The sequence below is a fragment of the Mycobacterium riyadhense genome (assembly GCF_963853645.1).
GTDB classification, from domain to species: domain Bacteria; phylum Actinomycetota; class Actinomycetes; order Mycobacteriales; family Mycobacteriaceae; genus Mycobacterium; species Mycobacterium riyadhense.
The window spans coordinates 2512081-2526907 of the sequence record NZ_OY970456.1; the positions used below are offsets into that span (position 1 = coordinate 2512081).

15 protein-coding genes and 2 pseudogenes are annotated in these 14827 nt (G+C 62.0%); 8 read left to right on the forward strand and 9 right to left on the reverse strand.

The features are described from left to right. Positions 1-84 precede the first annotated feature (84 nt). Positions 85-831, reverse strand: a complete 747-nt coding sequence (locus AADZ78_RS11495) for a TylF/MycF/NovP-related O-methyltransferase (RefSeq protein ID WP_085252272.1) — start codon at positions 829-831, stop codon at positions 85-87. Positions 832-1099: 268 nt separating this feature from the next. Between AADZ78_RS11495 and AADZ78_RS11500 the strand changes: the two genes are divergently transcribed. The 3 genes from AADZ78_RS11500 to AADZ78_RS11510 are packed head-to-tail and all read left to right on the forward strand — an operon-like array spanning position 1100 to position 3545. After that, a complete protein-coding gene (locus AADZ78_RS11500; protein ID WP_204903418.1) occupies positions 1100-2185 on the forward strand; it encodes a glycosyltransferase family 2 protein in 1086 nt (361 codons plus the stop codon). A gap of 5 nt (positions 2186-2190) precedes the next feature. Further along, on the forward strand, positions 2191-2694 hold the full coding sequence (locus AADZ78_RS11505; RefSeq protein WP_239655193.1) for a GtrA family protein: 504 nt from the start codon (positions 2191-2193) through the stop codon (positions 2692-2694). Further along, on the forward strand, positions 2691-3545 hold the full coding sequence (locus tag AADZ78_RS11510) for a glycosyltransferase family 2 protein (RefSeq protein ID WP_085252269.1): 855 nt from the start codon (positions 2691-2693) through the stop codon (positions 3543-3545). The genes AADZ78_RS11505 and AADZ78_RS11510 overlap by 4 nt, the downstream gene beginning before the upstream one ends. 25 nt (positions 3546-3570) lie before the next feature. Here AADZ78_RS11510 and AADZ78_RS11515 read toward each other — a convergent pair whose 3' ends face one another. The 5 genes and pseudogenes from AADZ78_RS11515 to AADZ78_RS11535 form a co-directional block, all read right to left on the reverse strand. Then, a complete protein-coding gene (locus AADZ78_RS11515; RefSeq protein WP_085252268.1) occupies positions 3571-4290 on the reverse strand; it encodes a glycosyltransferase family 2 protein in 720 nt (239 codons plus the stop codon). A 6-nt stretch (positions 4291-4296) separates the two neighbouring features. Continuing rightward, the gene (locus AADZ78_RS11520; protein ID WP_085252267.1) at positions 4297-5028 is read right to left on the reverse strand and encodes an FkbM family methyltransferase; all 732 of its coding nucleotides are present in this window, start codon (positions 5026-5028) and stop codon (positions 4297-4299) included. Position 5029: 1 nt separating this feature from the next. After that, entirely contained in the window at positions 5030-5998 is a 969-nt protein-coding gene (locus AADZ78_RS11525; RefSeq protein ID WP_085252266.1) for a GDP-L-fucose synthase family protein, read from the reverse strand. Next, positions 5995-7017 carry a GDP-mannose 4,6-dehydratase gene (gene gmd, locus AADZ78_RS11530; RefSeq protein ID WP_085252265.1) on the reverse strand — a complete coding sequence of 341 codons (1023 nt, stop codon included), beginning with the start codon at positions 7015-7017 and terminating at the stop codon, positions 5995-5997. The genes AADZ78_RS11525 and gmd overlap by 4 nt, the downstream gene beginning before the upstream one ends. 155 nt (positions 7018-7172) lie before the next feature. Then, a pseudogene (locus AADZ78_RS11535) lies at positions 7173-7378 on the reverse strand (glycosyltransferase family 2 protein); the annotation flags it as partial. A 177-nt stretch (positions 7379-7555) separates the two neighbouring features. Here AADZ78_RS11535 and AADZ78_RS11540 point away from each other — a divergent pair. Further along, a pseudogene (locus AADZ78_RS11540) lies at positions 7556-8251 on the forward strand (glycosyltransferase family 2 protein); the annotation flags it as partial. Between the two features lie 209 nt (positions 8252-8460). After that, positions 8461-9219 carry a phthiotriol/phenolphthiotriol dimycocerosates methyltransferase gene (locus tag AADZ78_RS11545; RefSeq protein WP_085252264.1) on the forward strand — a complete coding sequence of 253 codons (759 nt, stop codon included), beginning with the start codon at positions 8461-8463 and terminating at the stop codon, positions 9217-9219. Between the two features lie 111 nt (positions 9220-9330). Here the strand turns inward: AADZ78_RS11545 and AADZ78_RS11550 are convergent, their stop codons facing one another. From AADZ78_RS11550 to AADZ78_RS11560, 3 genes are read right to left on the reverse strand one after another with little or no spacing between them, the layout of a single operon-like run. Continuing rightward, positions 9331-10122, reverse strand: coding sequence for an ABC transporter permease (locus AADZ78_RS11550; RefSeq protein WP_085252263.1), 792 nt, complete (start codon positions 10120-10122; stop codon positions 9331-9333). Then, entirely contained in the window at positions 10119-10862 is a 744-nt protein-coding gene (locus tag AADZ78_RS11555; RefSeq protein ID WP_085252262.1) for an ABC transporter permease, read from the reverse strand. Before AADZ78_RS11555 ends, AADZ78_RS11550 begins: the two co-directional genes overlap by 4 nt. Continuing rightward, complete coding sequence (locus AADZ78_RS11560) at positions 10859-11767, reverse strand: ATP-binding cassette domain-containing protein (RefSeq protein WP_085252282.1); 909 nt, start codon at positions 11765-11767, stop codon at positions 10859-10861. Before AADZ78_RS11560 ends, AADZ78_RS11555 begins: the two co-directional genes overlap by 4 nt. Positions 11768-12000: 233 nt before the next feature. Here AADZ78_RS11560 and AADZ78_RS11565 point away from each other — a divergent pair, with 233 nt between their 5' ends. From AADZ78_RS11565 to AADZ78_RS11575, 3 genes are all read left to right on the forward strand, one after another. Further along, entirely contained in the window at positions 12001-12663 is a 663-nt protein-coding gene (locus AADZ78_RS11565; RefSeq protein ID WP_085252261.1) for a class I SAM-dependent methyltransferase, read from the forward strand. Between the two features lie 6 nt (positions 12664-12669). Beyond that, the gene (locus AADZ78_RS11570; protein WP_085252260.1) at positions 12670-13905 is read left to right on the forward strand and encodes a glycosyltransferase; all 1236 of its coding nucleotides are present in this window, start codon (positions 12670-12672) and stop codon (positions 13903-13905) included. A gap of 75 nt (positions 13906-13980) precedes the next feature. Beyond that, the gene (locus AADZ78_RS11575; RefSeq protein ID WP_085252281.1) at positions 13981-14760 is read left to right on the forward strand and encodes a hypothetical protein; all 780 of its coding nucleotides are present in this window, start codon (positions 13981-13983) and stop codon (positions 14758-14760) included. The last annotated feature ends 67 nt before the right edge of the window (positions 14761-14827 follow it).

A 14827-nucleotide genomic window follows, 5' to 3' on the forward strand; every position in this document is an offset into this window, starting at 1 on the left:
AGGTTGACGCTGCCTGGGCTTTGCTGGTGGGGCTCTCGGGCCGTTGGTGTCCGGCCCGTCGAGTCCGCGTATTCCGCGGTGCAGTTATCCGGGCGGCTTGATCAGAATCGCTTGCCCGCCGGTTGCGAGCCGAAGAATTTGAAGCCCCCGCTCCTGGGCAAAACGGTCGTAACCGGTCTTCTGCTGGTAATGGCGAGGCCATCCGTAGTCGTCCATAATGACAATGCCAAAGGGTGAAATCTTCGGCCAGAAATGCCCGAGCGCAGCGATTTCCGGCGCCGTGCAATTCATGTCGAGGTGCAGATAAGCGATCTTCTCGCTGGTGACTTGTTCGAGCGTATCCGGCACGGTGCCTCGAACCAGCTGTACAAAATCCATGCCGGCGAAGTTCTTCTTGACGCGTTCAAAGCAATCGGGATAGTCCATGTAGCCGGCGTGGGACGCTTCCTCCGGCGTCAGCTGGGCGCGGTCGAACCCTTGGAAGGTGTCGAGCAGCCAGAAGCGTTTCCCCAGCCGGCCGAAGTCGGTATGGGTGATGACGGCCATTGCGGTACCGCCGTGGTCCACCCCGCACTCGACGAAGTCGCCCTCGATGGCCGACGCGTGAGTGGCGGCCCAACACAGCACGTGGATGCGCCAACGGACATTCCACCTGCCAAATGACCCGGTGGCCTTCGCGGCGGCGTAGACGCGCTTGAAGTGCTCAGTCTTGCGAAAGTCTGCGTTGGTTGTTGTGAAAAGCCCGTCCTCGTAAAAGCTGGTCCGCACCCGTCGTGCCATGAATAGGGTGTTGGCAATCGGGTGCGGCAGATTTTGGATAAAGCTTCGCATGATCTCCCCGTGGCTTGTTCACCGCTGCAGTTTCGCCGAGGTGCAAACTACCTCTCGACGATACGGGCCGGGTGTAACCGGCGGTGAGGATCCCGTCGCGCACCAGAACTGGTACTCGTGTGCTGCTCCCCGGTGCGACGCGATCACGGGCCGCAGCTACGGGCGCCGCAGCCGGGGCCGCAGCTATGGCAGCAGGGTTTTCCCAGCTCAGAAGCCCATGTCGGCTCGTGCCGGTAACTACTGCGTCAGCACTGGGTGAATTCGGCAGGTGATAATCGCGAAAGCCCCGCGCCAGGCGAACCTGAGAATTAGATTAACGACCATGACTGCGTCATGTCGCCCGGCGGTCTCGGTGGTGGCTCCTTGCTATGACGAGGAGGAAGTGCTGCCGGAGTTCCTGCGCCGGGTCGGGGTTGTATTGGATTCGTTGGGGGGAACCAGCGAGATCGTCTTGGTTGACGATGGTTCTCGTGACCTGACCTGGGAGGTCATGTCGAAGGCGGCGGCCGAGGATCCGCGGATTGTCGCGGTTCGTCTGATGCGTAACCACGGCCACCAGCTTGCGCTCACTGCGGGCCTGAGCGTGTGTCGCGGCGAGCGCGTGCTGATCATCGATGCCGATCTGCAAGATCCGCCGGAGCTCTTGCCCGACATGATGGCGTTGATGGACCAGGGCGCCGACGTCGTGTACGGTCAGCGCCGCCAGCGCGAGGGCGAGAGCTGGTTCAAGCGGGCCACCGCGAGTGTGTTCTACCGGGGCCTTAGCCGCGTGACCGAGGTGGATATCCCTTGTGACACAGGTGATTTCCGTTTGATCACACGCAATGTGCTCGACCTGCTGATGGCCATGCCCGAGCGCCACCGTTTCGTCCGCGGCATGGTTGCCTGGATCGGCGGCAAGCAGGTGCCGCTGGTCTACGACCGCAAAGCCCGGGTGGCGGGGGAAAGCAAGTACCCGTTCACCAAGATGGTGCGTTTCGCGGCTGACGCCGTCACCGGCTTTTCGGTGGCGCCGTTGAAGCTGTCGATGACGCTTGGTTGGATCATGGCGGCGGTCGGATTCTTCTTCGCAATCTACTCGAGTGTGGGCGCGGTGCTGGGACACACCGTTCCCGGGTGGAGTTCGCTGATGGCCGCGCTGGGTCTGCTCAGCGGCATGCAGTTCCTGATGCTTGGCGCCATCGGAGCGTATCTCGGGCGGTTGTACGACCAGAGCAAAGGCCGGCCGCTGTTCATGATTCGTGAAACCGTCAGTTCGGCCGAAATCGCAGTGCCGATGGTGCCGGCTCTGCCGGCTAGGGCGGTGCCCGTTGGCACCGTGCTCTCGGCGGCAGATCACCTGCCGATTAGTTGAGTGCCATGACTGTAGAGACCTACGCGGACAAAGTTCGTCCGCCAGCGGGGATGACGGGCGTTCCCGGCCCGCTATTTCGGTTGATCAGGGACCAGAGGATCGCCTTCCTCATTGTCGGTGGAATGAACACCGCATTCGGAGGGTTCTGGTTCATCCTGTTCCTATGGCTCTTTCCGCGCGGCCCCGTCGGCTACATGAGCGCATTGATGTGTGCGCACATCGGTGCTGTGCTGTGCGCCTTCGTCCTCTACCGCAGGTTCGTGTTCCGGGTAACGGGTCATGTGTTGCGCGATTTGTGCCGGTTCGAGCTGGTCAATCTCTCGACTCTGGCGTTTAATTTCGCCGTGTTGCCAGTGTTGGTGGAACTGTTCGGGTGGCCAGTGTTGGTGTCGCAGTTCGCGATTGCCGGGGTGACTGTGGTGTACAGCTGGTTTGCCCACCGGGGCTTCTCGTTTCGCCGCAGCGCCGCTGAGCTCGGCATGGCTGAGCATCAGCAAGCTCGCTTGTGACGCCGCGGGTATCGGTTGTCGTTCCGGCATACAACAGCGTTGAGTTCATCGCTGCCACAATGGAATCGATTCTCGCCCAGACCTTCAGCGATTTCGAGTTGGTGGTCTCCGATCACAGCTCCACTGATGGCACCTGGGAGACGCTACAGCAATTCACCGTAGACCCGCGGGTTCGCTTGAGCCGCTTGGCTTCTGGCGGTGGGGCTCCGGCGAACTTCAACGCCGTGACTGACCTGGCGGCCGGCGAGCTCATCAAACTGGTGTGCGGCGATGATCTGCTTTTTCCCGACAGCTTGACAGTGCAGGTGGCGGCACTGGATGCACACCCTTCGGCGGTGATGGCCGCCAGTGCCAGGGACGTCATCGACGCTGCGGGAACGCCGGTGTTGCGCAACCGCGGATTGGCGGGACTACGCGGTGAGGTCAAAGGCACCGAGGCCATCCGGCGGACCGTCCTGGCCGGCACGAACATTTTCGGCGAACCCGCCTCAGTTTTGTTCAAGCGCGATGCCCTCGTCGATGCCGGCGGTTGGGACGATCGTTTGCCCTATCTCATCGACCAGGCGACCTACTGCGCGGTGCTGCTGCGCGGCAACCTGGTAGCAGTACCACGCTCCCTTGCCGCGTTCAGGGTCAGCGAATCTCAATGGAGTGTGCAGCTGGTGCGAGCTCAAGCCGACCAAGCGATCAGCTTCGGCCGCGAATTCGCCGCAGTGCACCCCGGTTTGCTCAGCCGGCGCGATCTGCTGGTTGCCGGTATGCGGGCTCGCGCGAACGCGGTCGCCCGCCGCGCGGTGTACCTCTGGCTGGGACGGCGGATGCGGTCCGACGCAACCAGAGGCAGTCGTTGAGCCGACGGTGATCGTCCGGCGCCTATCACTTGCCCCGCGTTGGCAGCTTCCGGCGAAACAGCTCCAGCATTAACGCCCCGACGAATCTTGGTGACCGCTTCTTGAACTCCTCGTCCACGTTCGTGCTGAGGCCGCTCAGGTCGTTGTAGTTGGCCACCACGATATCCATGTACCGAGTGACCAGCGCTGGATTGGAGAAACAGCGAATGTTGAAGTCCCAGTCGGCCCACATCCGGTAGCGCAGGTTATAGGGTCCGATCGTTTCGAAAAGCTTGCGGCGGTAGAAGATTGCCTGATGACAGATGTTCTGCTCGAACAGCAGCCGGTCGACGTCGAAGACGCCGGCGTAGCGCGATGATGTCGAACGCATGATCACATCGCCGTAAACCAGATCACTGGACGTGTGGTCGCCGATGAAGCCGGCTACCCGGGCTAGGGTCTCCGGCTCGTACAAGGTGTCGTCGGCACCGATGAAGAACACCCAGGTCCCGTTGGCCATCCTGACGCCGTTGTTCATGGCGTCGTAGACGCCGTCATCGGGCCCGCTGTGCAGGACCAAACGCCCATCCAGGCTGGGTTCATAGCTCTTGGCCAGATCGAGGCTCCCGTCCGTGGAGCCCCCGTCGATCACGACTAGTTCGTAGTCGGTCCAGGTCTGGCTGGTGATGCTGTCCAGGCAGGCACGAATGGTCCCAGCCACATTGAAGGTGGGGACGATGATCGAAAACAGCGGCGTTGCAACCATTGTCGATCAATCGTCCACACGAAAGAAGGTGCCGTCGACCTGCAGCATTCGACCGTTACGCATGTCGACAAAGTTGGGTGACAGCCCGGTCAATGTGAAGTCCAAAGAATACGCGATGTCGAGCGCCTCACGAATCAGCATGCCGCCCTCGTACAACGGCAGGAAGGACAGTTCGAGTTGCATACCGGCGCAACGGTCTTTGACCGTTGCGGTGCCACCGGCGAGCACCTGTTTCTCATATCCCTGCACGTCGATCTTCAAAAAAACAACGTCCGTTGGCTGCAGGATTTCCGGCACGATCGCATCGAGACGCCGTATCGGAACCTCCTCGGTGCCAACATAATTTGCCGGGGGGAAGGCATCCTGGTGGCTTTTCAGCATCGGCAGCACGGAACTGCTTTCGCCGGCATTGCCCGCGACGTTTATCGTGATGGATCCGTCGGAATCACCAAGTGCACAGCGCCGGCACTCCCACAGCGGATCGGTCGAGGCCTTGCTCGCCAACTGGGAATACGGTCCAGCGAGGGGTTCGAACGAGACGATGCGACCCGCGTAGCCCGCGGCGCGGAGGTCGGTCGCAAACTGCCCCGAGTTTGCGCCGACATCAAGAACCACATTCACCTGTTGCGCTCGCAATTGATGGATAAAATTACGCCTAAAATCCAGCTCGGGATGGTAGCGGGATACGTCAAAACCCGTGCGACGCACTATATCACGAGCTCGGTACGACAATTTCATCTCATGTCCTTATCGCGGCGGCGTTCTCGCGATACCACGCCACGGTTGCCTCGATGCCCTCCCGCAGTGAGATCGCCGGCCGCCAGCCCGCCTCCCGCAGCACCGAGACGTCCAGCAGTTTGCGGGGCGTTCCGTCCGGTTTGGTTGAATCCCAGCGGGTTTCGCCGTCGTACCCGACCGCCGCGGCCACCATGTCGGCGATCTCACGGATGGTGTGATCCACACCGGTACCCACATTGACGTGAGTGGGCCCGTCAAAGTGCTCGAGCAGGTAAAGGCACGCACCGGCCAGATCATCGACATGTAGCAATTCGCGCCGGGGTGTTCCGGTGCCCCAGTTCGTCACCTCCGGCGCGCCATTCGCTTTGGCCTCGTCATACCTACGGATGAGGGCGGGCAGCAGATGTGAGCCAGCGGGGGAGAAGTTGTCGCCAGGTCCGTAGAGGTTGGTGGGCATGGCAGAGATCCACGGCAGGCCGTGTTGGCGCCGAACGGCCTGCACCTGAAGGATGCCGGCGATCTTGGCGATTGCGTATGCGTCGTTCGTCGGCTCCAGCGGTCCGGTGAGCAGCGCGCTTTCCGGGATGGGCTGTGGGCTGAGCTTGGGATATATACAGGACGAGCCAAGGAACAGCAGCCGCGGTACCCGCGCGGCCAGGGCCGCGTCCAACAGGTTGACCTGGATCTGTAGGTTCTCGGACAAGAAATCCGCGGGATAGGTGCTGTTTGCCAGGATGCCGCCGACTCGGGCCGCGGCGTCGATGACGACCGCAGGCCTTGTCTCGAGAACGAAGTCGAACGTCGCGGCCCGATCCGTCAGGTCGAGCTCACTGCGCGAGCGCACCAGCAGATTGCCGAACCCCTCGTCGGAAAACCTGCGGAGCAGCGCAGAGCCGACCAGCCCGCGGTGTCCGGCGATATACACCGGCGCCGAGCGGTCAAGCGGGCCGACCGAGCTGACCGCGCTCATTTCCGACCGACGACCATCGGCTTGTCGATCCATGGCTTGCCCTCGCACTCCAAGGCGGCGATGTCGGCGTCGACCATGATCCGCGCCAGCTCAGCTGTGTGTACGGAAGCCTTCCAGCCGAGCGACTCCGCGGCCTTGGTGGCATCCCCGATGAGTGAGTCCACCTCGGTGGGCCGCAGATAGCGTGGATCGAACTTGACATACTGCTGCCAGTCGAGACCGGCGTGGCCGAAAGCGGCTTGGGCGAACTCTCGCACGGTATATCCGCGCCCTGTGGCAAGGACGTAGTCCTCGGGTTCCGGGGCCTGCAGCATCCGCCACATCCCCTCGGCATATTCCGGCGCGTACCCCCAGTCACGCACGGCATCGAGGTTGCCCATATAGACGTCGGATTCGATCCCGGCTTTGATTCGGGCCACGGCGCGCGTAATCTTTCGGGTCACGAATGTCTCACCGCGCCGCGGTGATTCGTGATTAAACAAGATGCCGTTGACGGCGAACAATCCGTACGCTTCTCGATAGTTGCGTGTCGCCCAATACGAATAGACCTTGGCCGCACCATAGGGTGAACGCGGATAGAACGGCGTCAATTCGTTCTGCGGTGGCGGCGACGCCCCGTACATCTCCGACGATGACGCCTGGTAGAAGCGGCACTGCACCCTGGACAGCCGAACGGCTTCCAGCAGCCGCATGGATCCCATTCCGGTGGTGTCGCCGGTATGCACGGGTTCGTCAAAGCTGACGCGCACATGTGATTGCGCCGCAAGGTTGTACACCTCGTCCGGCTCGATGGTGCTGAGCAATGTGACCAGTCGGGTGCCATCTGTGAGATCGCCGTAGTGCAAGAACAGTCGAGCGTTCGGATCGTGGGGATCAACGTAGAGATGATCGATACGCGATGTGTTGAACGTTGAGGCTCGACGGATCAGCCCGTGGACTTCATAGCCCTTGGTCAGCAGGAATTCTGCGAGATAGGAGCCGTCCTGCCCGGTTATTCCGGTTATGAGCGCTCGCTTCACCGTCTTCCCACTTCTGTCGCACTGCCCGTGCACGTCGTCATCAGGTTGACGCGGCGCGGCAATTAACGCAACCGCTTCGGTTCTCGACTTAAGGTACAGGACTTGGCCGATGAATTTGGCGGGTTGAAGCGTCCGGGTCTGACGCCGTCAACCCAAACCGCATCGTCCTCGAAGCACCGCGCGAGGGTCTGCAGAGCGCCTGGAAGCAACCAATTATCGTCGTGGACGAACTGGATGTATTTGCCGTGCACGAGGAGTTGAGGCATCTGTTGTGACTCTGGTTGAGGACGAAGCGAGATTCGTTGCGTATCAACCGGTCTCCCGGTCGGAGCATTCTCCGCGTGAGAGCGACACTGTCGTCCCGAAGAGTTGCCGCTGTTGTTCTGCATCGGTGTGCGGCCTGATCGCGTCAATGCAAGTTGTCCGCGAGCTCCACAACGCTGTGAATCGCGTCGAGCTGCGATATTGGACCCTGCCTGCCATGAACGCGTTGCCCGAACGACCATCCGGGCGGTGGCCGCCGCTGTACCGTTGATTCGTGTCGTTACTGATCGCGGTGCCGGTGTTCGGCCAGCACGACTACACGCATGCCCTGATCGACGATTTAGACCGCGAGGGCGCGGATTACCTCATCATCGACAACCGGGGTGACTATCCCAAGATCAGCAACGAGCGAGTCATTACACCTGGCGAGAACCTGGGCTGGGCTAGGGGCAGCGACCTCGGCTTCCGCACCGCGTTCAGCGAGGGCTACACCCACGCCATGACACTCAACAACGACACCCGCCTCTCCAAGGGCTTCGTTGCGGGTCTGCTCGACCCAAGCCTTCCTGACGACGCGGGCATCGTTGGCCCGATGATCGACCAGGGATTCCCGTGTGCGATCCCCGACCAGCAACCGGAAGCCGCCAACTACGTCCCGCGACCGCAATACCGGGCAGTTCCGGCGGTGGAGGGCACCGCGCTCATGATGTCCCGGGAGTGCTGGGATGCCCTCGACGGCATGGATTTGCGAAGCTTCGGGCGTTATGGGTGGGGGATTGACCTTGACCTGGCCCTGCGTGCCCGAAACGCCGGTTTCGGCGTCTACGTCACGGAGAGGGCATATATCAACCATTTCGGCGGTAAGACGGCCAAGGCGAACTTCGGCAGTTGGCGATACGAGTGGAACGCAAACTATGCACTGGTGCGGGGGTTGGGGCGAGTGCACGGCCGCAAGTGGCGTGAGCAATTTGACGGAGCACTGATGGGCGGTGATGGTCCAACCGGATGGCGTGCCAAAGCCATGCTGACCGCGGCGATGGCCGGTGAGGCCGCCGCATTTGTCGATGCACACCGGCGCCAAAGCCGAAGCAATTCCGGGAAGCGGTAACCCGACCCGCATCGCTTTGACATACTCACCCGGTGAGTCTTCGCGCGAGAGTCAGATCCAGCCCGTTCGTCATGCGAGCCGTCGCGAAATACGGCTACCCGATCGGAACCCGGTTGATGGGCGGCGACGAAATGTTGTTCATCAACTTTGCGTACGAGGAGGATCCGCCGTTGGGAATTCCCCTGGCGGCCTCCGACGAACCCGACCGCTACTGCATTCAGCTCTATCATCAAACCGCCACGCAAGTTGATCTCAGCGGAAAGCGCGTACTGGAGGTCAGCTGCGGCCACGGCGGCGGTGCCTCATACCTGATGCGCACCTTGCAGCCCGTCGCCTACACCGGCTTGGACCTGAATCCTGCAGGAATCGCGTTCTGCCGCAAGCGGCACCAACTCCCGGGACTTGACTTTGTGCAAGGCGACGCCGAGGACCTGCCCTTCGATGACGAATCCTTCGATGCGGTAATCAATGTCGAAGCGTCCCACCACTACCCGCGCCTGCCGCGCTTCCTCAACGAAGTGGCGCGTGTGCTGCGCCCCGGTGGCGACTTTCTGTATACGGACTTTCGGGTGCCCCATTTGGTCGATGCCTGGGAGGCGGCGCTTGCCGAGGCGCCCCTGCGGCTCGTTTCGAAACGGGTCATTGACGAAGAGGTGAAGCGGGGGATGGAGAAACGATCTCCCCGGATTGAAGCTGTCATCAGTCGACGCCTACCGGGGCCCCTGCAACGCTTCGCGCGCGATCAGGCCGGCATCCCTGGGGGGAAGCTTTACGACTGGGTGCAGGCAGGAGTGTTCTCCTACCGCATCTACCACTTTGTCAAAGACTGATGGTCCGGTGACGCAATCTCGGGTGGCAAGTTCGCCCGGGATGCGCGCGTCAGTGCTATCACGCACCCCGTACTGACCGGCCGAGAAGGTCAGATCTATGGCGCGCCTACGTCACGCGCTGCACTCGGCGGCGACCCGATAGCCGCGTACCGCGAGTGGAATGAACACCGCGATCAGCGTGACCGCCCAGCCAAAAGTCAGCGCCAGTGGCAGGAGCAGCGGGCCCTCGTGGGCCAGTGCGCGCATGACTTCTATCGGCGGCGACATGGGCTGCACTCGAACCACCGGCTGGAGCCATTCCGGAAAGAGCCCGATGGGAGTGATACCAGAACTGATGAATACCAGCGAAGTAATTCCGGTCGCCACATAGGTCACGATGGCGCGACCGTTGCTGCGAACGGCCAGCGTCATCACGAGGGCGGTGAACCCGACCACCACGAGCGGCGGAATCAGTATGTACGCAAGAGCGGTATGCCAGCCGTGGGTGAAGCGCAGACCCATGGCTGCTCCGACGGCGGTGATGAAGATCGTGCCCAACAGAGCACGCGCGGCTTCGGCGGTTAGCCGTCCGGCGATCGCGCTTGCTCGGTGCACCGGCAGCACCCACATGCGACTGAGCAATCCGGACGAACGCTCCATCGGGATGCCGACGGCCCCGCCCAGGGCCCCGAACATCCCAGCCAGCACCGCGCACATCGGGACCAGCCCGTAAATGCTGTCTACTCCGGTGACCTTGTGGATCTGCTCGCCGAGCAAAGCTTTGTACACCACCAGGAGACAAACGGGAAGAATCACGGTGCTGAGCACCGTCGCAGGTTCACGCCGCCACCGAATCATGATTCGACCGGCGTGCAGCCAGCTCTGGGTTATCAGCGAACCGAGGGCGCGGGCATTCGAGGTCATTGGCTGCGCCTCTGCATCCGTAGCGTGATCCCGCCGAAGACCAACAACATGCCTAAGCACCACGCCATGGCTGCTCGCGCATGGTCGGCAGGTATGTGCCCGCTCGCCAACCCGCGCAACGTTTCGGCGGTTTGCGATACCGGCTGGTTGCGCACGAACGGCCGCATCCACTCGGGAAAGGTCTTTTCCGGTGCGACTCCCGTGGACAGCATGATCAGCATCAGTTGGGGGATTAGCAGCATTTGACTCGTCGCCTCGATACTGCCGCTGCTGGACCCCAACGCGTCAGCGCCCAGTGATACGGCCAGGCAGAGCAGCAAAGCCAGGATGACGAAGCCCAGCCCATAGAGCGGTCCGCCGGTCATCCGGAATCCGAGCGCATAGCCCGCAATCATGGTCACCGATAGGGCGATCGACGCCCGCACCAAGGTAGCCGTGATGCGAGCGCTTACCGGCGAGATTGCGGCGATCGGCATCGTCCGCAGCCGCGTACCCAGCCCGAACACTCGATCACGGCCCGCGCGGTCCGCTGTGAGCGCCGCAGCCATGATCATCGACTGAACTACCACCGCGGGCAGCAGATACTGCGGATAGGTCATGCGGCCGGTATCGATGAGGCCGTGGGTTGCGGCGGTTAACCCTGCCAAGCTCACAATCGGCACAAATATCTCGAAGATGATCCCGACATCGCGCAGCGTATTCCGCAGCGATCGTTCGGTGAGGGCGGCCAGCGCAGTCATGATTGAGTGACGGGCTCCTTGGTGAGATGCAAGAAAGCCTCATCGAGTGACGGTTTGCGCAGGGAGATATCGGCGATTTCGACGCCGATTGCCTCGAGCCGACGAAATACCTCACCCAACGTGGTCACCCCGTCTTGGGCGAGCACAGACACCGAGTTGCTGTCGGAGTCGAGGTCAATGCCGTCGAGTCCGGCTAGCGCCTCCACGACCTGCGGCAGATCCGCGGGATTGGCGGGCGTGGCCTCGCAGTAGCTGACGCCTACCTGGCGCTTGAGTTCCGTGGAGGTGCCGCTGGCGATGACCCGTCCATGGTCGAAAACAACGATGGAATCGCTCAGTGCGTCAGCCTCTTCTAGGTACTGGGTGGTGAGCAGCACGGTGACGTCCTGCGAGGCCAACGAATTGACGATGCTCCACACGTCGCGTCGGCTGCGTGGGTCCAGTCCGGTGGTGGGTTCGTCGAGGAAGAGCACTTTGGGGGTTACCACCAGCGCGCTGGCGAGGTCGACCCGTCGCCACATGCCTCCCGAGTACGTCGATACTCGTCGGTCGGCCGCTGCGACGAGGTCGAACTGCCCGATCAGCTCGTCGGCGCGGGCCTTGGCCTGTTTGCGGCTCAGTCCCCGCATTCGCCCGAACAGGACCAAATTCTCCCGGCCGGTCAGCAGCGGGTCGACCGCGGTGAACTGGCCCGTTATACCAATTTGGGATCGCACTTTGGCCGACTGACGAACGACGTCGTACCCGGCCACCACTGCGCGGCCCGAACTGGGTCGGATCAACGTGCACAGGATGTTCAAGGTGGTTGTCTTGCCAGCGCCGTTGTGGCCGAGGATGGCGCACACCGACCCTGCCGGAACCGAAAAATCCACACCACGCAGCGCGGGCGTGGTTCCCCCAAACATTTTCGTGAGGCCCTCGACCTCGACAGCAAATTGCCCCACGGAGGGAGTATTTCATGCCCGATTGCCGCACGCTGGATTATCGCGGCAATCGCGGAAATTCGGTTGGCCAGCTGCGCGGATAAGTCATCGGACGCACCGGATGCGAGGACCGCGGCCGGTTGCTCGGAATTGGGCTGCCACCAGCGACTCGACTGATAGTCTGACGACCTTCACAGCTCAGCGAACGGACCGAGATGATCGCCCTGCAACGCTTTTTCACCGAGGATCGTCGGCGACTGGAACGCCGCGCCGATTGGCGACGGGCTGCGCGGCGAGCGCAGGCCACGCTCATACCGTGGTCCCCACGGGTGCTCGGGAAGCGGCTGGAAAGTCAGGCTCAGATGCTGGGGGACCACATCAATCGAGGCGACACGGTCCTGGACGTCGGATGCGAAACAGGGCATCTCTGCAAGTACCTCGCAGACATGCATGGCGCGACCGCGACCGGCATCGACGTCCACGACGCGCGGACCATCCCGATCGACTTCAGCGTGTTCGACGGCAGATCAATCCCTTTTGAGGACAATGCCTTTGACCACGTTGTTCTGAGTTTTGTGCTGCACCACTGCAATGACCCGATGGCGTTGATCAAGGAATGCCGACGGGTGGCCCGGCGCAGCATCATTGCTTTCGAGGATCTGCCCGAAACCCGGGTTGAGAAGATGTTGACCAGGATGCACATCGGGCTCTTCAGGGTGGCGTACCGACTGGAATCTGCCGGCGATTACCGCACGGCGCTCAAGTGGCTTGATGAGCACGCCACCGAGGTGTCCGAGACGCCCCTGCCGCTGGACTGGTTCGACGTTTTGTACCGAGTACCACACGTCATGCTGATTCATAAGCTTGCGAATGACTAAAGGACGATGAAATTCGTCCTGGCAAGTTGCGGAACGCGGGGTGACGTCGAGCCATGCGCAGCGGTCGGGCTCGAGCTGCTGCGCCGAGGGCATGACGTCTTGATGGCAGCTCCGCCTGATCAGGTCGGATTCGTTGAAGGCATGGGGCTTGCAGCGGTTCCGATGGGTCCCCCTACCGGAGAGATCCCAAATGTTTTCGTCACCCCATGGACGATCAAGGATCCGGTCAAACCACTACGTGATGCGATGCAGCACGTCACGCAGCGCTGGGCCGACGTGAGTGACACCTTGCGGTCGCTGGCGGCCGGGGCCGACCTTCTCTTGACCGGCGTGTCGTACCAGGAGGCTGCGGCCAACGTCGCCGAGTACTACGGCATTCCCTTGGCGGCATGGCATCACGTCCCGATGCGGCCGAACGGCCACCTGATCTCTATCGTGCCTGCGCCGTTACTGAGATCCGCGATGAGGTTTACCGACTGGGCGCAGTGGCGCTTGATCAAGCGGGCGGAGGACGCTCAACGCGACAAACTCGGTATACCAAGGGCCAAAGCTCCCGCATCACGTCGAATGGCGCAGCGTGGATCGTTGGAGCTGCAGGCCTACGACGCACTGTGCTTTCCTGGCTTGACCGGGGAATGGACGGCGCGGCGCCCGTTTGTCGGAGCGTTGACCGCAGAGTTGCCAACCGACTTCGACGACGAGATCTTGGCGTGGATTGCCTCTGGTAGCCCGCCGATCTACTTTGGATTCGGCAGCATGCCGGTCAAGTCGCCCGCCGACATGATGCGCATGATCAGTGCGGCTTGCGACGAGCTCGGCGAGCGAGCGTTGATTTGCTCCGGAGCAACGGATTTGACGGACGTACCGGATTCCCACCGCGTCAAGGTCGTGCGTGCGGTCAGCCACGGTGCCATCTTTCCCGCGTGCCGGGCGGTGGTTCACCATGGCGGCGCCGGCACCACCGCCGCGGGTCTGCGCGCTGGAGTGCCCACCTTGATCCTGTGGGTCGCCTCCGATCAGCCCATCTGGGCGGCGGTAGTGAAGCGGCTCAAAGTCGGTAGGGCTCGCCGCTTTTCACGCACAACCGGTAAATCGCTGGTGAAGGATCTGGGCCGGATACTCACACCGCAACACGTTGAGCGGGCCCGAGAGGTCGCCGCCCAGATGACGAAAGCTGCCGCCAGCGTTGCGACAGCGGCGGATCTCTTGGAAGATGCCGGTCGTGGTAAGCGATTGCGTTGATATGCGGCGCGCATCCGTTTTGCCTGGTTTGCAATGGCGGCCCGGCGCGGTCCCGACCGATGTACCGTTGCTAACGTGTCGGTTCTGATCACCGTCCCGGTCTTCGGGCAGCATGAGTACACGCATGCCTTGGTGGGCGATCTCGAGCGTGAGGGCGCCGATTACCTGATCGTCGACAATCGCGGTGACTATCCGAAAATCTGCAAGGAACGGGTAGTCACACCTGGTGAAAACTTGGGCTGGGCGGGCGGCAGCGAACACGGGTTCCGAATTGCGTTCTCCGAAGGCTATTCCCACGCGATGACCCTCAACAATGACACCCGAATCTCGAAGGGATTCGTCGGTGGACTACTCGATCCACGGCTACCTGCCGACGCGGGAATCGTTGGGCCGATGTTCGATTACGGATTCCCCTACGCGACCGATGACCAGAAGCCCGACGCTGCCGACTACCGCCCGCGGCCGCAGTACCGCGTGGTGCCTGCCGTTGAGGGGACCGCTCTCGTGGTTTCCCGTGCCTGTTGGCAAGAAACCGGCGGCATGAACCTGGTCGATTTCAAGCAGTACGGGTGGGGGCCCGACCTTGATCTCGCTTTTCGCGCGCGAAGGGCCGGGTTCGGAGCCTATACGACAGAAATGGCCTACATCAATCACTTCGGACGCAGGACTGCCAACGCGCACTTCGGCGCCTGGCGTTACGAGTTGGGTGCAAATGTCGCCATGCTCCAGGGGCTGCGGCGATTGCACGGACTTGGTGTAGCGCTAAATATCATGCGGCAGATAGGAACACCGCATGATCGTAGGTGGCACAGACCGCTGCGGCTAGAGGACTCGACGCATCAGCTAGAGGATTGAGGGCTGGTCAGGTCGGTAAGCGCCGGTTTGACTTTGGCAATTATCGTCCTCGGTGCGGTAGCTGATC